The sequence below is a fragment of the Nocardia sp. NPDC055321 genome, from assembly GCF_053645575.1.
The window spans coordinates 98,183-120,368 of sequence record NZ_JBSHMS010000008.1 but is presented as its reverse complement, the minus strand read 5'-3'; the positions used below and the strand labels follow the sequence as shown (position 1 = coordinate 120,368).

Below are 22,186 nucleotides of genomic sequence, written 5' to 3'. Positions count from 1 at the left end.
TTTCAGACTATTACCAAACCATGGGCCACAGGGCGAGCACGCCCATATGCCCCAAGGATTGTGGCTCAGACAGTAGGCCGTCGGCGTCGACGGCCCTACCGTTCGGTGTGTCGCGGGCCGCGCCTCAGCGCAGCAGCGGGCCGAGCGCGTCGAGCACCCGGCTCGCCAGCAGCGCCTTGGAACCGTGATCGAGCGCGATCTCGGTGCCGTCGGCGCCGAGCAGCCAGCCGTCGTTGTGGTCGACCTCGAAGGCTTTGCCCTCGCCGACCGCGTTGACCACCAGCAGGTCACATCCCTTGCGCGCCAGCTTGGCTCGCGCGTGGGTCAGCACATCGGCGTGCTCGTCACCGGTCTCGGCCGCGAAGCCGACGATGGCGGTGCCCGCCAGCTGCCCCTCGCGCCGGGACTGCACCAGCCCCGCGAGGATGTCCGGGGTCTTGGCGAGCTCGATCGAGTTGGGCTCGTTGGCGCCCTTCTTGATCTTCGCCGCCGCGACGTTCACCGGCCGGAAGTCGGCGACCGCCGCGGCCATGATGACCGCGTCCGCGCCGATCGAATGCTTGTCGACCGCGACCTTCAACTGCTCGGCGGTGGTCACGTTCACCACCTCGACGGCGGCGGGCACGGCCAGCCCCGCGGTGTTGCCCGCGATGAGCGTGACCTGCGCGCCGCGCTGGGCGGCGAGCCGCGCGATGGCATACCCCTGTTTGCCGGAGCTGCGATTGCCCAGGAACCGCACGGGATCCAGCGGTTCGCGGGTACCGCCGGCCGAGACGACGACGCGCTTGCCCACGAGATCACGCGGGATGGCGTCGGCGCGCTCGAGCAGCAGGGTCGCGAATCCGAAGATCTCCTCCGGTTCGGGCAGCCGCCCGGCGCCGGTGTCGGCTCCGGTGAGCCGTCCGTGCGCGGGTTCCAGGACGATGGCCCCGTGTGCGCGCAAGGTCGCCACGTTCGCCTGCGTCGCGGGATGCTCCCACATTTCGGTGTGCATCGCGGGCGCGAACAGGATCGGACATCGGGCGGTGAGAAGTGTCGCGGTGAGCAGATCGTCCGCGCGGCCGGATGCGGCGCGCGCCATGAGATCGGCCGTCGCGGGAGCGATGACCACCAGATCGGCCTCCTGGCCGAGTCGCACGTGCGGGACCTCCGGCACATCGGCGAAAACACCGGTGTGCACGGGATGTCCGGACAGCGCCTCGAACGTGGCCTTGCCGACGAAGTTCAACGCCGACTCGGTGGGAATGACACGCACCTCGTGCCCGGTTTCGGTGAACCGGCGCACGAGGGCGCAACTCTTGTACGCGGCGATACCGCCGCCGACACCGACGATGACCCGGGTCATCGCATGCCCCGGGTGGATTGTGTCGTCACTACGCCTCCAGCGCCGTAGAGAATTGCCTTGCCTTCTGCTCTGCCGAGGGCTTATTCGCCTTCGGAGTGCTCCAGCAGGTCGGCGTGGATCTCGCGCATGGCCACCGAGAGCGGCTTCTCCTGCAGACCCGGCTCGACCAGCGGGCCGACGTATTCGAGAATGCCGTCGCCGAGCTGGTTGTAGTAATCGTTGATCTGCCGGGCCCGCTTGGCCGCGTAGATGACCAGCGCGTACTTGGACGAGGTCCGCTCCAGCAGTTCATCGATCGGCGGGTTGGTCAGGCCGATCGGAGTGTCGTAGATGGCCGCGGTCTTCAAATCCGTACTCACTAGGAAGGCTCCTGCGGGGTTGTTCGGAAGGTGGCTGGTTGTTCGAACCGAACGGCTCACTTCGAAGATGAGCCGTGGTTCTTCGAGTACTACCTCGAAATTGTGCTAACGAACAAGGATACCAACTGCTCACAGGCGGTCGTCACCTCGTCGTTCACTATGACGATGTCGAACTCGTCACAGGCCGCCAATTCGGTCTTGGCGGTTTGCAGCCTGCGCTCGATGACCTCGGGCGATTCGGTGCCTCGCGAGGTCAGCCGGGCGACCAGTTCTTCCCAGCTGGGCGGGGCCAGGAAGACCAGTTGGGCTTCCGGCATGGCCTTGCGGATCGAGCGGGCGCCTTCGAGGTCCACCTCGATCAGGACCGGGTGACCGGTCGCGAGCGCTGCGCGCACAGGTGCGGCCGGGGTTCCCGACCGCTGCAGTCCACCGTGGATGTCGGCCCATTCGAGCAGTTCGTCCGCCGCGATCATGGCGTCGAACTCCTCACGGGTGACGAATCGGTAGTCGCGACCGTCCACCTCTCCGGGCCGGGGGGCCCGGGTGGTGGCCGACACACTGAATACCAATTCGGGCAGTCGTTCGCGCACGCAGCGCACGACGGTGGACTTGCCGACGGCCGAGGGACCGACCAGGACTACCAGTCGACCCTTCCGAGTGTGTTCGACCACCCTCGGATTATTCGGCGCTGAAGTCGAACCGGGCAAGCAGCGCCTTGCGCTGCCGGTCACCGAGTCCGCGCAGGCGGCGAGTGGGAGCGATTTCCAGTTCGCTCATGATTTCGGCAGCTTTGACCTTGCCTACCTTCGGCAGAGCCTCGAGCAGAGCCGACACCTTCATCTTGCCGAGAACTTCGTCCTTCTCGGCATCAGCAAGGACCGTCTTCAGGTCGGTACCGCCACGCTTCAGGCGCTCCTTGAGCTCCGCCCGGATGCGCCGGGCGGCTGCCGCCTTCTCCAAAGCAGCAGCGCGCTGCTCGTCGGTCAGCTGGGGAAGGGCCACGGTTCCTCCGTCTCATCGTTCATTGCATGTTCTCCCGCCGGGACTAACCCGGCGGTCTCAGCGACCGTACCCACGACGCCTGGCGATTGCGAACCCACCCCCCAGGTCAGCGCGTGATTCCGGGCACGACCTCACCGAATGCACATCGCCCGGGGTCGGTTCGCACCGGGCGGCGGTTCCGGCGCGGCGGTACCACGAAAGTCCTTGTGGCCAGCGGTTTTTCGGCTCCGGAGGCCGGTTCGGGAGCCCCGGTCGGATGTCCGATTCAGACCGTGACCGACCTGTAATCATCCGACCTGGAACTTTCTCGATTTTCTCGGCGTGTCGCGCGATTAAGCACCGCGTGTCGCGCATCACCCCGGACATTCGAACACGATTCGAACACTCGATTCCGCCGCAGGTAGGACCGGGGAACGGCGATGCGGGGGCATGTTGACCGGCCTGGAGCCCCCACAGACGGGTGAAACCTCACCGAAACGACTTCCCGGGCGTTTCACCCATTCAGCGGCTCCAGACGGGCGATCAGGGCGGATATCCGGCCGGGCCGGACGGGCTCGGCTCGGCGACGCGGTCCGATGGACCGCACGCAAAAGCCCGCCCGCGCGTCGAGGTCGACGCGCGGGCGGGCCGGTGTTCACGCGGTTCAGTGCTGCAGGAAGGCGAACTCCTGCGCGAAGCGGTGCACCTGATCCTTCAGGGCCGAGACCGACGGGCCGGCCTTCAGCACCTCGCGCGAGACGTTGGGCAGCACCGCACCCAGATCCCGTTCGGGGACCAGGGCGCGGATCGACTCCGCTCCCCCGCCCTGCGCGCCGACGCCGGGCATCAGGATGGGGCCGTTGAGCTCGCTCAGGTCGGGTGCGACCGTCAGGGTCGCGCCGACAACCACACCGGCGGAACCGAATTCGGCTCCGGCGTTCTGCGTGGCGGCGTCGTCGACCATGCGCTGGGCGATCGTGCGGCCGTCGGGCCCGGTGATCGTCTGCAGTTCCGCCGCTTCCGGATTGGAGGTGGCGGCCAGCACGAACACGCCGCGGCCGTTGGCCCGCGCCAGGTCCAGAGCCGGTGCCAGGGAACCGAATCCGAGGTACGGCGAGACCGTGACCGCGTCGGCGGCGAGCGGGCCGTCGCCGAGCCAGGCGTGCGCGTAGGCGTCCATGGTGGAGCCGATGTCGCCGCGCTTGGCGTCGGCGAGCACCAGCGTGCCCGCCGCCCGCAGCACCGAGATCGTGTTCTCCAGCACCGCGATTCCGGCCGAACCGTAGGTCTCGAAGAACGCCACCTGCGGTTTGACCAGGGCCACCCGGCCGACGAACGCCTCGACGCAGATCTCGGCGAACGCCTCCAGGCCGTCGGCGTCCTCGCTCAGGCCCCAGGACCGCAGCAGCGGCGGATGCGGGTCGATACCGACACAGACGGGTCCGTGCTCGCGCATCGCATCCCGCAGCCGCACACCGAAACTCGTCACGCGATCAGCCCCGGAGGGTGGCGTGGAGTTCCTGCAGGGACCGCACGCCGATGCCGCCGTTGATGGTGGCCTCGATGCCCTGCACGGCCGCGGCCGCGCCCTGGACCGTGGTGATGCACGGGATGTTCGCGCTCACCGCGGCGGTACGGATCTCGTAGCCGTCGACGCGCGGGCCGTTGTTGCCGTACGGGGTGTTGAAGACGATGTCGACCTCCCCGTCCTTGATCATGTCCACGATGCTGGCCTGATCCTCGGACGCCGCGTCGGAGTGCTTGCGCACCACCTCGCACGGAATACCGTTGCGGCGCAGCATCTCCGCGGTGCCCTCGGTGGCCAGGATGCGGAACCCGAGGTCGTGCAGGCGCTTGACCGGGAACACCATGGCCCGCTTGTCGCGGTTGGCGATCGAGACGAAGGCCGAGCCCTCGGTCGGCAGCGAACCGTAGGAGGCGGTCTGGCTCTTGGCGAAGGCGGTGCCGAAATCGGCGTCGATGCCCATGACCTCGCCGGTGGACTTCATCTCCGGCGAGAGCAGCGAGTCGATGCCGGTGCCGTCGGGCCGCTTGAAGCGGTGGAACGGCAGCACGGCCTCCTTCACCGCGACCGGGGCGTCGATCGGCGCGTAGCCGCCGTCGCCCTCGGCCGGGAGCAGGCCCTCCTTGCGGAGCTCGGCGATGGTGGCGCCCAGCGCGATCCGCGCCGCGGCCTTCGCGAGCGGCACCGCGGTGGCCTTGGACACGAACGGCACGGTACGGCTGGCGCGCGGGTTGGCCTCGAGGACGTAGAGCACGTCGTCCTTGAGCGCGTACTGCACGTTCAGCAGCCCCTTGACCCCGATGCCCTTGGCCAGCGCCACGGTGGAGCGGCGCACGGCCTCGATGTCGCTGCGGCCCAGGGTGATCGGGGGCAGGGCGCACGCGGAGTCGCCGGAGTGGATGCCGGCCTCCTCGATGTGCTCCATGACCCCGCCCAGGTACACCTCGTCGCCGTCGCACAGGGCGTCGACGTCGATCTCGATGGCGTCCTCCAGGAACCGGTCGATCAGCACCGGGCGATCGGGGCTGATGTCGGTGGCCCGGGAGATGTAGCCCTCGAGGGTGGCCTCGTCGTACACGATCTCCATGCCGCGTCCGCCCAGCACGTAGGACGGGCGCACCAGCACCGGGTAGCCGATCGACGCGGCGATCTTCTTGGCGGCCGGGAAGGTGGTGGCGGTGCCGTACTTCGGCGCCGGAAGACCCGCCGCGACAAGGACATCGCCGAACTCGGCGCGGTCCTCGGCCAGGTCGATGGCGGCCGCGGAGGTGCCGACCACGGGCACGCCCGCGTCGGTCAGGCGCTGCGCCAGGCCCAGCGGGGTCTGTCCGCCCAGCTGGCAGATGACGCCCGCGACGGTGCCGGACTCGGTTTCGGCGTGGTAGACCTCGAGGACGTCCTCGAAGGTCAGCGGCTCGAAGTAGAGGCGGTCGGCGGTGTCGTAGTCCGTCGAGACGGTCTCGGGGTTGCAGTTGACCATGACGGTCTCGAAGCCGGCGGCCGAGAGCGTCTGTGCCGCATGCACACACGAGTAGTCGAACTCGATGCCCTGGCCGATGCGGTTCGGGCCCGAACCCAGGATCAGCACCTTCTCGCGCTCACGCTGCGGCGCGACCTCGGACTCCGCGGCGGGATCGAGCTCGTAGGCCGAGTAGTGGTACGGGGTCTTGGCCTCGAACTCGGCAGCGCAGGTGTCGACGGTCTTGAAGACCGGGCGGATGTGCAGCCGGTGCCGCAGCGCGCGCACGCCGTCCTCACCCGCGAGTTCCGGTCGGAGCGCGGCGATCTGGCGATCGGACAGGCCGTAGTGCTTGGCGGTGCGCAGCAACGGCTCGTCCAGCACGGCGGCGTCCAGGATCTCCTGGCGCAGCTCGACCAGCGCGGCGACCTCGGCCACGAACCACGGGTCGATGCCCGAGGCCTTGGCGGTGTCCTCGATGCTCGCGCCCAGGCGCAGCGCCCGCTCCACCTGGTAGATGCGGCCCTCGGTGGGGGTGCGCAGATCCTCGAGGATGGCCTCGACGTCGGTCCACTCGCCGTCGGGCTGGGTCCAGAAGCCCACGGCCTTGGTCTCGAGCGAGCGCAGCACCTTGCCCAGGGCCTCGGAGAAGTTGCGGCCCATGGACATCGCCTCGCCGACCGACTTCATGGTGGTGGTCAGCGTCGGGTCGGCGCCCGGGAACTTCTCGAACGCGAAGCGCGGGGCCTTGACCACGACGTAGTCGAGCGTGGGCTCGAAGCAGGCCGGGGTCTCCTTGGTGATGTCGTTGACGATCTCGTCCAGGGTGTAGCCGATGGCCAGCTTGGCGGCGATCTTGGCGATCGGGAATCCCGTTGCCTTGGAAGCCAATGCGGACGAGCGCGAGACGCGCGGGTTCATCTCGATGACGATCAGGCGGCCGTCGGCGGGGTCCACCGCGAACTGGATGTTGCAGCCGCCGGTGTCGACGCCGACCTCGCGCAGGATGTCGATGCCCAGGTCGCGCATCTTCTGGTACTCGCGGTCGGTGAGGGTCATGGCCGGGGCGACGGTGACCGAGTCACCGGTGTGCACGCCCATCGGGTCCACGTTCTCGATCGAGCAGACGATGACCACGTTGTCGTTGCGGTCACGCATGAGCTCGAGCTCGAATTCCTTCCAGCCCAGGATGGATTCCTCGATGAGCACGTTCGCGGTCGGCGAGGCGGCCAGGCCGCCGCCGGCGATGCGATCGAGATCCTCGTCGTTGTAGGCCATGCCCGAGCCGAGGCCACCCATGGTGAAGGAAGGGCGCACGACGACCGGGAAGCCCAGCTCGCGCACGGTCTCGCGGACCTCGTCCATGGTGTAGCAGACCTTGGAGCGGGCGCTCTCGCCGCCGACCTTGGCGACGATGTCCTTGAACTTCTGCCGGTCCTCGCCGCGCTGGATGGCCTCGAAGTCCGCGCCGATGAGCTCGACGTTGTACTTCTCCAGGATGCCGTTCTCGTGCAGGTCGACCGCGCAGTTCAGCGCGGTCTGCCCGCCCAGGGTCGCCAGGATCGCGTCGGGGCGCTCCTTGGCGATGACCTTCTCCACGTACTGCCAGGTGATCGGCTCGACATAGGTGGCGTCGGCGAACTCCGGGTCGGTCATGATCGTGGCCGGGTTGGAGTTGACCAGCGAAACCCGCAGGCCCTCCGAGCGCAGCACGCGGCACGCCTGGGTGCCGGAATAGTCGAACTCACAGGCCTGGCCGATGACGATCGGGCCCGAGCCGATCACCAGGATGTGCTCGAGGTCGGTACGGCGTGGCATCAGGCACCTTCCATCAGGGCGGAGAAACGATCGAACAGGTAGGCGGCGTCGTGCGGTCCGGCGGCGGCCTCGGGGTGGTACTGCACCGAGAAGGCGCGGCCGCTGACCAGCTGAACACCTTCCACGACACCGTCATTGGCGCATACGTGGGAGACCTCGGCCTTGCCGAACGGGGTGTCGAACACCTCGCCGCGCTCGCCCTCGAGGGCGAAGCCGTGGTTCTGGGCGGTGATCGAGATGCGCCCGGTGTGGTGCTCGATGACCGGGATGTTGATGCCGCGGTGACCGAACTTCATCTTGTAGGTCTTGCGCCCCAGGGCGCGGCCCAGGATCTGGTTGCCGAAGCAGATGCCGAACAGCGGGATGTCGGCCTGCAGCACCTGCTGGGTCAGCGCGACCGCGCCGTCGGCGGTGGCCGGGTCGCCGGGACCGTTCGACAGGAACACCCCGTTGGGGTTCAGTTCCTTGATCTGGTCGAAGGTGACGTTCGAGGGCACCACGTGCACCCGCATGCCGCGCTCGGCGAACATGCGCGGGGTGTTGGACTTGATGCCGAGGTCGACCGCGACGACGGTGAAGCGGTGTTCGCCGACCGGCTCGATGGTGTACATCTCGTCGGTGGAGACCTCACCGGCCAGGTCCGCGCCCAGCATGGAGGGCTGGTTGTTGACCCGGGCGAGCAGCTCCTCGTAGTCGGCCAGGGCGCTGCCGGAGAAGACGCCGGCCTTCATGGAACCGCGGGTGCGCAGGTGCCGCACCAGGGCCCGGGTGTCGATGCCCGCGATGCCGACGATGTTCTGGTTCTCCAGCTCTTCCTGGAGGGTGCGCTTGGAACGCCAGTTGGAGGCGCGGCGCGCGGGGTCGCGCACGGCGTACCCGGCGACCCAGATCCTGCTCGACTCGTCGTCCTCGTCGTTCCAGCCGGTGTTACCGATCTGCGGGGCGGTGGCCACCACGATCTGCTTGGCGTAGCTGGGGTCGGTGAGGGTCTCCTGGTAGCCGGTCATCGCGGTGCAGAACACCGCCTCGCCCAGGGTCTGTCCGGCCGCGCCGAAGGTCGTCCCGCGGAACACGCGACCATCCTCGAGCACCATCACCGCGGTATCGCCGCTGCTCATGCCTCGTCTCCCGTCTTCGTAGATGTCTTCGCCCCGGTCCAGGCCGGGTACACGGTCTTGTCATCGCCCCGGAAACCGGTATCCACCTCGGTTCCGGTCGGCAGCGTCCAGCGGATCACCAGCACGCCGCCTTCGGTCATCACCTTGCCCGCGTGCCCGCGCTCGGTGCGCACGGCGGTGATGGACTCCTCGGGAATCCAGATGGTCCCCGCGCCCGATCGCTCGAGCAGGATGCCGCGTTCGAACCTGGTCATCTCCGCGGTTGCCCGGAATCCCAGGTCGCCCACCGTGATTCGCTGAATCCAGCTGGGCGAGAGGGTGCTGCCCAGGTAGAGGCCGGTGGTCGGCTCCAGCAGTTGCGCGCCGCAGTCCGCGGGCACGGGCGGCAGTTCGCCGATCGAGGCCGCCTGCTTCTTGGCCCGGCCGGTCCAGGCCCAGTACATGAGCCCGATTCCGGCGACGAAGGCCACCAGCAGCAACACGACCTGCACGGTTCGATCCATTACGGTTCTCCTCGGTTCCCCACCCGCCGGTCTCCACCGGCGAAGACCACATCGGCGCCGCGCGCGGCGCTCGCGACCCCGTCGCGCGAGGTGATCCGGCCGCGCAGGAAGGTGGCGGTCACCTTCGCGGGCAGGGTCATCTCGTCGAAGGGGGTGTTGTGGGCGATGCTGGCGAGTTCCTTCGCGCGCACCGTCCACTCGGTGTTCGGGTCGATCAGCGTCAGGTTCGCCGGTTCGCCGACCGCGATCGGGCGGCCCTGATCGTCCAGGCCCACGATGCGGGCCGGGTTCTCGCTCATGACGCGGGCGACACCGCGCCAGTCGAGCAGGCCGGTCTCGACCATGGTGCGCACGATGATCGACAGCGCGGTCTCGAGGCCGAGCATGCCGGGGCGGGCGGCCGCGAACTCGCAGCACTTGTCCTGTTCGGCGTGCGGGGCGTGGTCGGTGGCGACGCAGTCGATGACGCCCTCGGCCAGCGCCTGGCGCAGGGCGGCCACGTCGGAGGTCTCGCGCAGCGGCGGGTTGACCCGGTTCACCGCGTCGTAGGTCTCCAGGCGCGAGTCGTCCAGCAGCAGGTGGTGCGGGGTGACCTCGGCGGTGATCGAAATGCCCTGGGACTTGGCCCATTTCAGCAGTTCGACGGTACCGGCGGTGGAGGCGTGGCAGATGTGCACGCGGGCGCCGGCGTCGCGGGCCAGCAGCGCGTCGCGGGCCACGATGGACTCCTCGGCGGCGCGCGGCCAGCCGGCCAGGCCCAGGCGGGCGGCGTTCGGGCCCTCGTGCGCGACCGCGCCCTTGGTCAGGCGGGGCTCCTCGGCGTGCTGGGCGATGAGCACGCCCAGGGAGTTCGAGTACTCCAGCGCGCGGCGCATGATCAGCGGGTCGTAGACGCAGTGGCCGTCGTCGGAGAACATGCGCACGTTGCCGATTCCCGCGGCCATGGTGCCCATCTCGGCGAGCTGCTTGCCCTCGAGGCCGACGGTGACCGCGCCGACCGGGTGCACGTCGACCAGGCCGACCTCCTGCCCGCGCCGCCACACGTGGTCGGTGATGACCGAGGAGTCGGCGACCGGGCTGGTGTTGGCCATGGCGAACACCGCGGTGTAGCCGCCGATCGCCGCGGCGGCGGAACCGGTTTCGATGGTCTCGGTGTCCTCGCGGCCCGGCTCGCGCAGGTGCGTGTGCAGGTCGATGAAGCCCGGGAGCAGGAATTGCCCGGCGCCGTCGATGATCTCGGCGTCGCCGGCGCTCAGGCCCGGGCCGATCTCGCGGATCTCACCGTCGGCGAGCAGCACGTCGACCGCGTCGCCTTCGCCGTAGAGAAGGACGTTCTTGATCAGGACGCTGTTGCTCATGCCACCACCTCGTCGGTTCCGACCAGCAGGCGGAACAGCACCGCCATGCGCATATGGACTCCGTTGTTGACCTGTTGCAGCACAGCCGCTTTGGAAGAATCGGCGACGGCCGACGCGATTTCCATGCCGCGCAGCATGGGGCCCGGGTGCAGCACCACGGCGTGCTCGTCGAGCAGGCCGAGGCGGCGCTCGCTGAGGCCGTAGTTGATCGAGTACTCGCGCGCCGACGGGAAGAAGCCGCCGTTCATGCGCTCGGCCTGCACGCGCAGCATCATGACCGCGTCCGCGCCGGGCAGTTCCGCGTCCAGGGAGTGCGAGACGCGCACCGGCCAGGCCTCCACGCCGACCGGCAGCAGGGTGCGCGGGGCGACCAGCACCACCTCGGCGCCGAGGGTGGCCAGCAGGAAGGCGTTCGAGCGGGCGACCCGGCTGTGCAGGATGTCCCCGACCAGCACGACCCGCTTGCCGTCCAGGTCGCCGAGGCGCTGGCGCAGGGTCAGCGCGTCGAGCAGGGCCTGGGTGGGGTGCTCGTGGGTGCCGTCGCCGGCGTTGATGATGGCGGGGCCGGGGCCGGCGAAACCGCCGCTGCCGTCCTGCATCTGGGCGAACCAGCGCGCGATCTGATGCGCGGCGCCCGAGGCCGGATGGCGCACGATGAGCGCGTCCGCGCCCGCCGCGTGCAGGGTCAGCGCGGTGTCGCGCAGGGACTCGCCCTTGGAGTTCGAGGACGAGCTGGAGCTGACGTTGATGACGTCCGCGCTCATCCACTTGCCCGCGACCTCGAAGGAAACCCTGGTGCGCGTGGAGTTCTCGAAGAACACGGTCATGACCGTGCGCCCGCGCAGGGTCGGCAGCTTCTTGACCTCGCGGCCCAGCAGCGCCTGTTCGAAGCGCTCGGCGTCATCGAGCAGCGCGGTGGCGTTCGCGCGGTCCAGATCGGTGACCGAGAGCAGATGCTTCACTTGTCCCCCTCCTGATGACGCAGGTACACACCGTCGCGGCCGTCGTGCTCGCGCAGCAGCACCGAGATGTCCTCCGAGCGGGAGGTCGGCACGTTCTTGCCGACGTAGTCGGCGCGGATGGGCAGTTCGCGGTGGCCGCGGTCGATGAGGACCGCCAGCTGTACGGCGCGGGGGCGGCCCAGATCGCGCAGGCCGTCCAGGGCCGAGCGCACGGTACGGCCGGAGAAGAGCACGTCGTCGACGAGTACGACCAGCGCGTCCTCGACCCCGCCCTCGGGCACCGAGGTGCGCTCGAGCGGGCGATGCGGGCGCGAGCGCAGGTCGTCGCGGTAGAGGGTGATGTCCAGGGAGCCGACCGCGGGGCGCACACCGGAGAACTCTTCGATGCGATTGGCCAGCCGGGTGGCGAGAGTGGTTCCGCGCGTGGGGATTCCGACCAGGACGACGCGGGCGTGCCGGGCGTCTCCGGAATCCAGGGCGGTCTTCTCGATGATCTGGTGCGCCATCCGCGCGATGGTGCGGCCGACATCGGAATCGGAAAGCAGTTCGCGACCGGCGTCGACCTGTTCGGGGTCGTGCCGCTGCGAGTGTTGCTGCTCAGCGCTCGACTTGGGCGCCCGGTCTTCGGGCACAGCCATGCCGACCTCCTTCTCCGCCTCACCGGACGGTCCGTTAAAGGATGTCTTTTCGGGTTTGGAGCCTAGCAGCGGCGGCGAACGCGGCGGGCACCGCACCCCTGTGGCAACCGGGCGTTCGCGGCGGTGACGCGGGGTGCCCGGAACGCCGGTTCCGTAGAGTGCCCGGTTCGACGGGAATGGGCAGTACAGCGGCCGGCACCTGCGGATTCTTCACCGCGGATCCTCGCAACCCAGGGGTGCGAACAGCAATCTCGCAGCAATGAATGAGACCGATGAGTTTGCATCGATCGCCGCCCGCACTTCGCAGGCTGGGAGGAACATCACAGCGAACAGAGCGCTGATCTGCGGGTCTTGCCGAGGCGGTCGAGATCACACGCGGTTTGCTCACGCCATCGCCGCGCCTAGCGCGCCGCGCCGCGCACACCCCCGGCGACACGGACATTCCCGGCTACTGACCGGTCTTCATACACCGTAAACCAGACGTGTGCGATGCTCGGGGTGTGAGCAACGAAGCTGATTTCACCGAGCCGGCCCGCGTCACCTTCCGCGGCCACGGCGGCATCGACCTCGCGGGCGACTCCTGGGGACCCCAGGACGGACCGCTCGTGGTGTTCCTGCACGGGGGCGGGCAGACCCGGCATTCCTGGAAGGACTCCGGGCTGGCGCTGGCGAAGGCCGGCATGCACGCGGTGCTGCTGGACGCGCGCGGGCACGGTGACAGCGACTGGTCGCCCGATGGTGACTACCGCCGCGACGCCATGGTCCAGGATCTGATGTCGGTGCTCGAGCAGCTGGGCAAGCCCGCGTTCGTGGTGGGCGCGAGCATGGGCGGGCTGACCGGCCTGCTGGCCACGGTCCACCCGCGCCACGAACTCATCACCGGTCTGGTGCTGGTGGATGTGGTGCCGCGCCCCGAGCGCAAGGGCGTGGAGCGGGTCCTGAACTTCCTCAGCGGCAACCCCGAGGGTTTCGCCACCCTCGACGAGGCCGCGGACGCCGTCGCCGCCTACCTCCCCCACCGCCGCCGCCCCCGCAGCCCCGAGGGCCTGCTGCGCAACCTGCGTCAGCGCGCGGACGGCCGCTGGTACTGGCACTGGGATCCGGCGATGATGTCCGGCAGCGGCGAGGACATCGACCTGCACTCCGAGGTCCTCGAGGATGCGGCCCGCCGCCTGACGATCCCGGTCCTGCTGGTCCGCGGCGCCCTCTCCGACGTGGTGAGCGAGACCGGCGTGGCCGCGTTCCGCGCCCTGGTCCCCGCCGCCGACTACGTGGAGATAGGCGCCGCCGCCCACACCGCCGCCAGCGATGCGAACGACGAGTTCACCGATGCGGTAGTCGATTTCGTGCGGGCCAAGTCCCTGCTGAACTAGGTCCCGCGCCCCGCGGCGACTACTCTGCGGGCCGTGAGCGTGCGCGCGAAGATCTGCGGAATCCGATCCGAGTCGGACCTCACCATCGCGGTCGCCGCGGGTGCCGACGCCGTGGGCTTCATCTGCGGCGTCACCCACCTCAGCGAGGACGCGCTCACCTCCGAGCAGGCACGCGCACTGGTCCGCCGGACTCCCCCGTTCGTGACGCGGACCCTGGTCACCCATCTCGAGGATCCGGCCGAGATCCTGTCGCTCGCGGACGATCTGGGTGTCGACGCCGTTCAGGTGCACGGCCTGGTCTCCGACGACACGGTCCGCCGAGTCCGCGCCGGCGCGCGGGGACGCGCCGTTCTCCGAGCCGTTCACGTCACCGGTCCCGAGGCCGTCGACACGGCGGCTCGGATCGCCGCGGACTGCGATGGCATCCTGCTCGATTCGCGCACCGGCGACCGGCTCGGCGGCACCGGCCTGGTTCACGACTGGTCCATCAGCGCGGCCATCGTCCGGGCACTCGCGGGGTCCGGTTGCCGGGTGATCCTGGCGGGAGGGCTCGATCCCGGCAATCTGACTGCGGCGATCCGGGCGGTACGCCCCTTCGCCGTCGATGTGAACACAGGCGTCGAATCACCCGGCGGCGACAAATCTTTCGACGCGTGCGCGCGATTCGTCTCGCTGGCTCACGAGACCGACCAGGACATAGCACCATGAATCTTCCCGCGGTCGCGCGCGCCTGGACTTGATCACCGGTCGAATTCCACGGAGATCCGTGTGGCGAGGGCGGCGACGTCCACGGGAACGGTCGTGTCGACCTCGATCACCGGGGTCAGGGACAGGGGTTCGGGGGCTCGAGACCAGAGGGGCCAGTCGGTGTGTAGGCGGTCGGCATCCCTGTGGATCGCGGCGCGAATTCTGGTGGTGTAGCGGGCTTTCGCTACCTCGGGTGGGACCGCGCACCAGATTTCGGCGGTGTGGGTGGCGGCTACGCGGGCGATGCCGGCCTTCGCGTGTGAGCGGTCGCGGGGAGCGAACCACCACGAGTCGAGTACGACCGTGCGCGGGGCGGACGCGGCCAGGGCCCACGCGGTGTCCATCGCGATGCCGCCGAGGCCGGAGAACGCCGACTCGTCTTCCACGCAGGTGGCCAGTGACTCCTTGATCGCGTCCTTGGACAGCAGTTCCGCGCGCAGCAGTGGTGCCAGCGCACGCGCCAGGGTCGACTTGCCGGAGCCGGGTAGGCCGTTGACCAGTATCAGGAGTTTGCTCACGGGGGAATCCTCGCCGGAGCGGGCGGGCGACGGGGCGGATCAGACCCGGGGCAGGGTCGTGTTCAGGGACTCCAGGTACAGGTGGGTGTCGGTCGCTTGGATCTTCAGTTCGTAGATCTGCTGGTTGTTCAGGTGGGTGCGGAGGTAGTCGGACAGCTCGGAATTCTCGGGGGTCCAGGGGGCGGCGGGGCGGAAGTCGAGGGCGCTTTCGAGGCCTCGGGGGGTCGCGTCCAGGCCGGGGGTGCGTGGGAGGAGGCGGAGCTCGTCGGTCGTGTACAGGCGCAGGGGGTAGGTGCGGTTCGTGGGGGAGGTCAGGGTCGCGGGGTGTTCGGTTTGGGCCCAATCGAAGTGGTCGAGGGTCAGGGTCCAGCCGGCGGGCAGGGGGCCGCGGAAGGACAGGGCGCTCTCGGGAGCCAGGGTCAGGGCGGACTGATCGGTGTGCGGGTCGGCGGGCAGGAGGGCCTGTTGCAGGGGGTGATCGGTGGGGGTGAAGGACCAGGAATCGGCGTACAGGGGCTTGGACCAGAAGCCGGTGCGGCCGCCGGACCTGCCTTCCACCACCAGGATTCGATCCTCGACGGCGGGCCCGCTGTCGTGGATGGACAGCCGCGAGGTGATCTCGCCGGGGACCTTGGGCTGATGCCGCCAGTCCGCGGCGGGCAGCGCGATGGCGGCATACCGCGGGTCGAGGCGTTCGAGGAGCTGATTCGGCGCGGAAGGCTTGTCGCCCTGCGGTTGCCAGGTGTACCGGCCCGGAATATGGTTCGCCCCGGCGAGATCCAGATCGTATTCGCGGGTGTAGATGTCCCCGTGGCGATTCATGACCACCGTGACCGACCCGGACACCGACAGGGATTCACCGATGAACCGCCCGCCCACGGGCCCGCCGATCTCGTAGCTGAGATCGGCCGGGAGCCAGGGGTCCTGGTAGGTGATGCGCGATCCGTCCCCGGTCAGGCTGACGATCTGCACCAGCCCCGCGGTCAGCGGATGGGTGTATCCCTGGGCGTCACGGAAGCTCGTGGACATGCGATGACTCAGCGCCCACCGGTTCGAGGAGATCGAATCCGATTCCGCGCCCGGAATCTTCATCCCCGGCCACAGCCAGATCGGCCCGCCGTAGGAGTGCGTCCAGTTCCACAGCAGCGGCCCGGACAGCAGATTGTCCAGGGAATAGATCCAGCCCCGCGCGTCGATGGCGACGAGCATGTTCGCGTTCAGCGAGATCGCCTCGATCCGGCCGGCGAGGCAGCCGGGGGTCGGCACCGTGCGCCACGGATCGTCCGAGCCGCGCGGTCGCACGTACAGCGCGCCCGACCGCAACACCATCTCGACGTAGTCGTTGAATCCCTGCGTGTAGTCCCGGAATTCGACCGCGGGCGGGAAGCTCACGTCCCCCGGAGCGAGCGCGAGCGTATCGAATTGCGCGAGCCCGCCGGGCGTGGGCAGCGGCAGGAACAACCCCGGCAGCGGCGGCAGGATCTGCAGCGTCCCGATCGCGGGCACACAGTCGAGCGGCGCGTCCGCGGCGGCCGGCGGCGCACCGGCGACCCCGGTCGCGGCACAGGCGGCGACGATCAGCAGCGACGTGCGTACCGAGTGACCCATCATGCGGTTCCCGACTCCGATCGACTGTTCACCCCCCGGGCGCACCGCGCGCCCGCCGGAGCCTATCCCCGCCGCCTACGCGATTGCGCTCAGCGACACAGCCGCGAACCACCCTCGAACAGTTGTTCGATGTCTGCTACGTTGATGCCATGTCGATGCCGCTGCAGGGTTCCCTGCTCGATGGATTCGGGGAGGTGGGCGTGAGCGCCCTGACGGGCGTGCGCCGCACCGAACTGACCGCCGGGGCCTGGGTGGACGTGCTGCCCGGCTGGCTCACCGGCGCCGATCAGCTGTTCGAGCACCTGGCCGCGGCGGTGCCGTGGCGCACCGACCGGCGCACCATGTACGACCGCGTGGTCGATGTCCCCCGACTGCTGTTCTCCTACCGCGAGGGCGAGCCGCTCCCGGATCCGGTGCTGGTCGAGGCCAGGCAGGCGTTGAGCGCGCACTACCGGGACGAGCTCGGTGAGCCGTTCGTCTCGGCCGGCCTGTGCTACTACCGCGACGGCAACGACAGCGTGGCCTGGCACGGCGACACCATCGGGCGCGGGGCCACCGACGACACCATGGTGGCGATCGTGTCGGTGGGCGCTGCCCGCGCCCTGGCCCTGCGCCCGCGCGGCGGCGGCGAGAGCCTGCGCTTCGCCCTGGGCCACGGCGATCTGGTGGTCATGGGCGGCAGCTGTCAGCGCACGTGGGAGCACGCGATCCCGAAGACGCGCCGCGCCGTCGGCCCCCGGATCAGCATCCAGTTCCGCGCCCGCGGCGTGTGGTGAGTGCCCCGCGCATCCCCTGCCGATCACCCGTTCGCCGAGAGGCGAACACGGGAATGAACCCCGCCGCCACGCGGTTGCCCCGCATCGCGACAGTCGATACGCGATGCGAGGAGTGATGTGCGATGGCAACTTTCGAGCTCGGTGGCGATCTACCGGTGGCCCGGATCGGCTACGGCGCCATGCGATTGGCGGCCGCTCCCGAACCCGGATTCGACGCGGGCATGGGCCATATCTGGCGCGCCCCGCGAGATCGTGACGCGGCGATAGCGGTCCTGCGCCGCGCCGCCCAACTGGGAATCACCCTGTTCGACACCGCGGATTCCTATGCCCTCGGCGAGAACGAGGAGCTGGTCGCCGAAGCCCTGCACCCCTATCGCGACGAGGTGGTGATCGCGACCAAGGTCGGGGTGGCCCGCCCGTCGCCGACCGAATGGGTACCGGTCGGGCATCCGGCGTATCTGCGCCAGCAGGCCGAATTGAGCCTGCGGCGACTGCGGGTGGACCGCATCGATCTGCTGCAGCTGCATCGCGTGGATCCCACGGTGCCGCTATCGGATCAGATCGGCGCGCTGAAGCAACTGGTCGATGACGGCAAGGTCCGGCACATCGGCCTGTCCGAGGTCTCGGTCGAGCAGCTGCGCGAAGCGGCGGACATCACCCCCATCGCCGGCGTGCAGAACCTGTACAACCTGGGTGCGCGCCAGCACGAGGACGTCGTGGATTACGCAGCGGCACAGGGCATCGCGTTCATTCCGTTCTTCCCGGTGGCCGGTGGATCACACGCCGGCGCGGACAGCCCGCTGGCGGCGGTGGCCGCCGAGGTCGGCGCGACGCCGGCGCAGACCGCACTGGCCTGGCTGCTGCACCGCTCCCCCACCATCCTGCCGATTCCGGGCACCACCTCGATCGCGCACCTCGAGGAGAACACCGCCGCCGCCGAGGTTCGGCTCTCCGCGGACCAGTTCGAGCGCCTGTCCGAGGTGGGCGCGGCGGCGGTACCCGCGTAACCATCCCGCTGCGAACGGATTTCGCGCGCACCCGCGCTCAGGGCCGGCGCGCGAACTCCGGCGCGTGCTCGGGCAGCACACCGCGCGCCACCAGGAACGGCGGCACGCTCCGCAGCACGGGAATGCGCCGGAACACCCGCAGGGCCGGATTCGCGCGCTCGGCGTTCGAGACGTTGAGCTCCCCGCGCACGGCCGGGCCGATGATCCGGGCGTGCGCGGTGCGCTGCATGGCCTGGGTCAGGACGGTCGGCAACCAGCGGCGGCGTTGCACCCGGGCCAGATCCGCGGGCCGCACCCGGCGGGCGAGCAGCTGCGGCGCGAGGATGCGCGCCGCCGCCACCGCGTCCTGGACCGCCAGGTTGATCCCGACCCCGCCGACCGGCGACATGGCGTGGGCCGCGTCGCCGATGCAGAGCAGGCCGTCGGTGTACCAGCGGTCCAGCCGATCCAGTTGCACGTCCAGCAGTTTCACCTGGTTCCAGTCGCGCACGGCGTCGACCCGGTCGAGCAGCCACGGCACGACCGCCGCCATATCGCGCAGGATCTCCCCCACCGGCCGTTCCCGCAGTCGCGCGTCGGCGCCCTTGGCCAGCAGTACCGCGCACTGCCAGTAGTCGCCGCGATCGAGCATGATGGCGACGCGGTCGGCGGTCAGCACCGGTACCGCGCCCGCCGGGTCGACCCCGGTGCGCGGTATCGAGAACCACCACACGTCGAACGGTGTGGCCCAGCGCCGCGAACCGAGTCCGGCCGCCGCGCGCAGCACCGAGGTACGGCCGTCGCAGGCCACCACCAGATCGGCTCGAATCTCGCCGGCCGCACCGTCTTTCGTGCAGTAGCGGACACCGGCGATCCGGCCGTTCTCCCGCAGCGGCGCGGTGACCTCGGTGTCCATCCGGAGCCGGAAGGTGGGTTCGCGATCCCCTGCGCGGGCGATCAGATCCAGCAGATCCCACTGCGGCACCATGGCGATGTAGTTGTACCGCCCCGGGATGCGGTCGAAGGTCGCCACGGTCTGCATCGACCCGCCGATGGGCAGCTGCACCGAATTCATGCGCCGCTGCGGCAGTTTGGCGAATTCGTCCATGAGCCCGAGCTCGTCGAGCAGCTCGAGCGTCGTGGGATGCACGGTGTCGCCGCGAAAGTCCCGCAGGAAGTCGCCGTGTTTCTCGAGCACGGTGACCTCGACCCCGGCCCGGGCGAGCAGCAGCCCGAGGATCATGCCCGCCGGACCGCCGCCGGCGACGAGACAGGTCGTTTCTTCCATCGGGCAACCTCCCGGGCGACAACCAGGTTTCGGTCAGTGTCGATGGTAGGCCGAATCCCCCGGGCGACACGGCGGTTCGACGACCTCGCGCGACGATGACCGCGATTCACCGGCCGACCGCCGGGGGAACGAGGGCGGGAACAGCTCGTCGGCGGTGCGGCGCAGGTAGTCCCGTTCGGAATACGCCGCGCGCATGCGGTCGAACAACCCTTGCGCGCGCCGCGTCATCGCGGGCAGATCGACCCCGGGAATCGCGCCGTCGCGCAGGACCGTGCGCCCGGCCACCATCGCGAACCGAGCGGACCGAGCGGTGCCGTTCATGCACAGCGTGCGTACGGGATCGTCGTGGACGCCGTCGCGCGGGTCGTCCAGGCCGAAGGCCACCAGGTCCGCGGTGGCGCCGGGCTCGATCCGGCCCAGGTCGCCGCGGCCGAGCGCGTCCGCTCCGCCGAGCGTGGCCGCGGTGAGGTAGTCGCCGTAGGTGGCCGCGTCGGTGCGGTGGGCCAGGATCTTGGCGATGGTGACCCCGATGTCGATGCCGCGCACCAGATCCGGCGGGAACGAATCGGTGCCCAGCGCCAGGGCGACACCGGCCGCCCGGTAGCGCCCGAAGCTGTGCAGCGCCGCGCCGTGCCGGGCGAGGGTGAGCGGACAGTGGACGATCGTCGCGCCGGACGCGGCGAGCGTCGCGACATCCGAGTCCGCTTCGGAGTCGACGTACGGGCTGGCGTCGATATAGATCCCGTGCGGGATGAGCAGTGTCGGCCCGAGGAGCCCGGTGCGCCGCAGCACCTCCAGCGGCGGTGCGCCGAACCTGTCGAGGATCAGCTCCCGCTCGTGGAGACCCTGGAGCGCGTGCAAGCGCACGAGCGCGCCGGTCTCGGCGGCCAGCGCGGCGGTCGCGGCCAGCACATCCTCGCTCAGGGTCTCGATGCGGCACGGCAGCAGCACCCCGTGCACGAGATCGGATCCTCGTTCGGCCGCCCAGTCGAGAAACCGTGCGGCGCCGTCGAATCCGTCGGTTCCCAGTGCCTCGTTCCAGTAGACGGTCCGCTCGCCGGTGTCGTCCACGACGTTGACCCCGGACCGGTAGCTCGGCCCCAGATACACGCGCAGCCCGAGCCGCTCGGCAGTCTCGGCCATGGCCGTCGCGTCCTCGAACGTCTCGGCCCAGTCGCTGTGTACCTCCGAGGCGATGGGCATGGCCGTGGTGACCCCGTGCAGCAGCAGCTGCACGAACCCGTATTCCCGGATGAAGGCGCGTTCCTCGGCGTCGAACACCGCGCGCCGCCGGTGTGCGGCGTAGTCGCGCGACCACTGCAGCCCGCGCCCGAGTTCGGGTGACTGCCACGAATCGAGCAGGGTGTGGTCGATGTCGGTGAGCGCGTCGAGATCGATGAGCCCGGGCAGCAGTACCGCCGTGCCGAGGTCGACGACCTCGTCCACCTCGGCGGCGCCGCGCGGGCCCACCGAGACGATGCGCGTGCCGCGAACCACCACCTCGGCGTCCTCGTACAGCACCTGCTCCCCGCCCCGGTGGCCCAGCACGTGCCGGGCCCGAATGGCCTGTCGCACCGTCATGTCCGACCCCAGCGCCCGGGAATCTCGAAGCCGTCGTGATCGGTGTCCACGGCCACGACCGCGCCCCGGTGCACCACGGTGCGCTCGCGCGGCCGGTCCATGACCGCCGCGGTGGGACCGATCGCATCGAGCAGCACGAACTCGGCGGGGTCGCCCGGCGCGAATCCGCCCCACGCCCCGGGTTCGCCGATCGGGCGCAGCGTGCGGTCCAGGATTCCCGCGCCACCCCAGGTCGCGACGGCGAGGGCGTGCTCGACCTCCGCGTCGGCGCCGAACCCGTTGGTGAAGGCCAATTGCCATGCGCGGTCGAGCATGTCGCCGTTGCCGTAGGGCGACCAGTAGTCCCGCTGGCCGTCCATGCCCACCCCGACCCGCACGCCCGCGGCGGCCAGGTCCAGCAGCGGCAGTTCCCAGCCCTTCGGGCTCGCGGCGTGGGTGATCGCGACCTGGTTCGCGGCGAGCCGCTCGATCGCCGCCGGGACCGCGGGCAGCCCGCTCGCCAGGCAGCGCGCGTGCGAAATCGTCACCCGCCCTAGCATTCCCAGTGCCTCGACCCGCTCGAGAATGAGCGAGAGGGTGAACAGGCCCAGCTCCCCCGCCTCGTGCAGGTGGATGTCGACCTCCACCAGATGCCGCTCGGCGAGGGCGAACACCGCGTCCAGGTGCCGCACCGGATCCCGGTCGATCTCGCACGGGTCGATACCGCCGATCAGGTCGGCGCCCGAGCGCAGGGACGCGTCGAGCAGATCCACCACACCCGGTTCCAGCAGAATGCCGACCTGCGGGAACGCCACGATCTGCACGTCGGCGGCGTCGGCGTAGCGCTCGCGCGCCGCGAGCACCCCTTCGAACTTCTCCAGCCCGGAGTCCGCGTCGATCTGCGCGTGCGAGCGAATGCGCGTGGCCCCGTTGGCGATCGCCACCGCCAGGGTGAAGGTGGCCCGCTCGGCGACCGACCGCTCGGCCGATCGCCAGTTCGCCCGGTCGTTCATGATTCGGCCCCAGCGGCCCGGCGCGCCGGTGGACTCGCGGACCGGCAGACCGAGACAGCTGGAGTCCAGATGCAGGTGTGTGTCGGAGAACGCGGGCAGCGCGAGCCGGCCACCGCCCTCGAGGCGGGAGTCCGCGGGACCGTCGCCGGGGGCGGCGGCGCGCACGGCCGCCACCACCCCCTTCTCGACGGTGATGTCGACGGTGGCCCCGCCCCAGGGGCGCACGTTGGCTATCACGAGGTCGTGCACGA

At 69.9% G+C, this 22,186-nt stretch carries 20 protein-coding genes; 4 read left to right on the top strand and 16 right to left on the bottom strand.

Annotated features, from left to right (window positions below):
* Positions 1-124 precede the first annotated feature (124 nt).
* The 11 genes from coaBC to pyrR all read right to left on the bottom strand — a co-directional run bounded on the left by coaBC (position 125) and on the right by pyrR (position 12,066).
* Complete coding sequence (gene coaBC / locus ACWIGI_RS15045; RefSeq protein WP_454202956.1) at positions 125-1,345, bottom strand: bifunctional phosphopantothenoylcysteine decarboxylase/phosphopantothenate--cysteine ligase CoaBC; 1,221 nt, start codon at positions 1,343-1,345, stop codon at positions 125-127.
* An 80-nt stretch (positions 1,346-1,425) separates the two neighbouring features.
* Positions 1,426-1,704 carry a DNA-directed RNA polymerase subunit omega gene (gene rpoZ / locus ACWIGI_RS15040; protein ID WP_354986371.1) on the bottom strand — a complete coding sequence of 93 codons (279 nt, stop codon included), beginning with the start codon at positions 1,702-1,704 and terminating at the stop codon, positions 1,426-1,428.
* 89 nt (positions 1,705-1,793) lie between these two features.
* Complete coding sequence (gmk, locus tag ACWIGI_RS15035; RefSeq protein WP_454202955.1) at positions 1,794-2,375, bottom strand: guanylate kinase; 582 nt, start codon at positions 2,373-2,375, stop codon at positions 1,794-1,796.
* A 7-nt stretch (positions 2,376-2,382) separates the two neighbouring features.
* Positions 2,383-2,706 (bottom strand): integration host factor, actinobacterial type, encoded by a 324-nt coding sequence (mihF, locus tag ACWIGI_RS15030; protein WP_067521651.1) that lies wholly within the window; start codon positions 2,704-2,706, stop codon positions 2,383-2,385.
* A 643-nt stretch (positions 2,707-3,349) separates the two neighbouring features.
* A complete protein-coding gene (pyrF, locus tag ACWIGI_RS15025) occupies positions 3,350-4,174 on the bottom strand; it encodes an orotidine-5'-phosphate decarboxylase (protein WP_454202954.1) in 825 nt (274 codons plus the stop codon).
* Positions 4,175-4,178: 4 nt separating this feature from the next.
* A complete protein-coding gene (carB, locus tag ACWIGI_RS15020; RefSeq protein WP_454202953.1) occupies positions 4,179-7,487 on the bottom strand; it encodes a carbamoyl-phosphate synthase large subunit in 3,309 nt (1,102 codons plus the stop codon).
* Complete coding sequence (gene carA, locus ACWIGI_RS15015) at positions 7,487-8,605, bottom strand: glutamine-hydrolyzing carbamoyl-phosphate synthase small subunit (RefSeq protein WP_454202952.1); 1,119 nt, start codon at positions 8,603-8,605, stop codon at positions 7,487-7,489. The genes carB and carA overlap by 1 nt, the downstream gene beginning before the upstream one ends.
* On the bottom strand, positions 8,602-9,108 hold the full coding sequence (locus ACWIGI_RS15010; RefSeq protein ID WP_454202951.1) for a PH-like domain-containing protein: 507 nt from the start codon (positions 9,106-9,108) through the stop codon (positions 8,602-8,604). The genes carA and ACWIGI_RS15010 overlap by 4 nt, the downstream gene beginning before the upstream one ends.
* Complete coding sequence (locus ACWIGI_RS15005; protein ID WP_454202950.1) at positions 9,108-10,466, bottom strand: dihydroorotase; 1,359 nt, start codon at positions 10,464-10,466, stop codon at positions 9,108-9,110. The genes ACWIGI_RS15010 and ACWIGI_RS15005 overlap by 1 nt, the downstream gene beginning before the upstream one ends.
* Entirely contained in the window at positions 10,463-11,428 is a 966-nt protein-coding gene (locus ACWIGI_RS15000; protein ID WP_454202949.1) for an aspartate carbamoyltransferase catalytic subunit, read from the bottom strand. Before ACWIGI_RS15000 ends, ACWIGI_RS15005 begins: the two co-directional genes overlap by 4 nt.
* Positions 11,425-12,066 (bottom strand): bifunctional pyr operon transcriptional regulator/uracil phosphoribosyltransferase PyrR, encoded by a 642-nt coding sequence (gene pyrR / locus ACWIGI_RS14995; RefSeq protein WP_454202948.1) that lies wholly within the window; start codon positions 12,064-12,066, stop codon positions 11,425-11,427. The genes ACWIGI_RS15000 and pyrR overlap by 4 nt, the downstream gene beginning before the upstream one ends.
* 500 nt (positions 12,067-12,566) lie before the next feature.
* Here pyrR and ACWIGI_RS14990 point away from each other — a divergent pair, with 500 nt between their 5' ends.
* Positions 12,567-13,439 carry an alpha/beta fold hydrolase gene (locus ACWIGI_RS14990; protein ID WP_454202947.1) on the top strand — a complete coding sequence of 291 codons (873 nt, stop codon included), beginning with the start codon at positions 12,567-12,569 and terminating at the stop codon, positions 13,437-13,439.
* A 33-nt stretch (positions 13,440-13,472) separates the two neighbouring features.
* Positions 13,473-14,147 carry a phosphoribosylanthranilate isomerase gene (locus ACWIGI_RS14985; protein ID WP_454202946.1) on the top strand — a complete coding sequence of 225 codons (675 nt, stop codon included), beginning with the start codon at positions 13,473-13,475 and terminating at the stop codon, positions 14,145-14,147.
* Between the two features lie 32 nt (positions 14,148-14,179).
* Here ACWIGI_RS14985 and ACWIGI_RS14980 read toward each other — a convergent pair whose 3' ends face one another.
* Complete coding sequence (locus tag ACWIGI_RS14980; RefSeq protein ID WP_454202945.1) at positions 14,180-14,704, bottom strand: AAA family ATPase; 525 nt, start codon at positions 14,702-14,704, stop codon at positions 14,180-14,182.
* 39 nt (positions 14,705-14,743) lie between these two features.
* Positions 14,744-16,312, bottom strand: a complete 1,569-nt coding sequence (locus ACWIGI_RS14975; RefSeq protein WP_454202944.1) for a hypothetical protein — start codon at positions 16,310-16,312, stop codon at positions 14,744-14,746.
* A gap of 149 nt (positions 16,313-16,461) precedes the next feature.
* Here ACWIGI_RS14975 and ACWIGI_RS14970 point away from each other — a divergent pair, with 149 nt between their 5' ends.
* Positions 16,462-17,088, top strand: a complete 627-nt coding sequence (locus ACWIGI_RS14970) for an alpha-ketoglutarate-dependent dioxygenase AlkB (RefSeq protein ID WP_454202943.1) — start codon at positions 16,462-16,464, stop codon at positions 17,086-17,088.
* A gap of 122 nt (positions 17,089-17,210) precedes the next feature.
* Positions 17,211-18,095 (top strand): aldo/keto reductase, encoded by an 885-nt coding sequence (locus tag ACWIGI_RS14965; RefSeq protein WP_454202942.1) that lies wholly within the window; start codon positions 17,211-17,213, stop codon positions 18,093-18,095.
* Positions 18,096-18,132: 37 nt separating this feature from the next.
* On the opposite strand, the gene ACWIGI_RS14960 is transcribed toward ACWIGI_RS14965, so the two are convergent.
* The 3 genes from ACWIGI_RS14960 to ACWIGI_RS14950 are packed head-to-tail and all read right to left on the bottom strand — an operon-like array spanning position 18,133 to position 22,184.
* Positions 18,133-19,362 (bottom strand): FAD-dependent oxidoreductase, encoded by a 1,230-nt coding sequence (locus tag ACWIGI_RS14960; protein WP_454202941.1) that lies wholly within the window; start codon positions 19,360-19,362, stop codon positions 18,133-18,135.
* Positions 19,363-19,395: 33 nt separating this feature from the next.
* Entirely contained in the window at positions 19,396-20,943 is a 1,548-nt protein-coding gene (locus tag ACWIGI_RS14955) for a chlorohydrolase family protein (protein ID WP_454202940.1), read from the bottom strand.
* Positions 20,940-22,184 carry an amidohydrolase family protein gene (locus ACWIGI_RS14950; protein ID WP_454202939.1) on the bottom strand — a complete coding sequence of 415 codons (1,245 nt, stop codon included), beginning with the start codon at positions 22,182-22,184 and terminating at the stop codon, positions 20,940-20,942. The genes ACWIGI_RS14955 and ACWIGI_RS14950 overlap by 4 nt, the downstream gene beginning before the upstream one ends.
* Positions 22,185-22,186 lie beyond the last annotated feature (2 nt).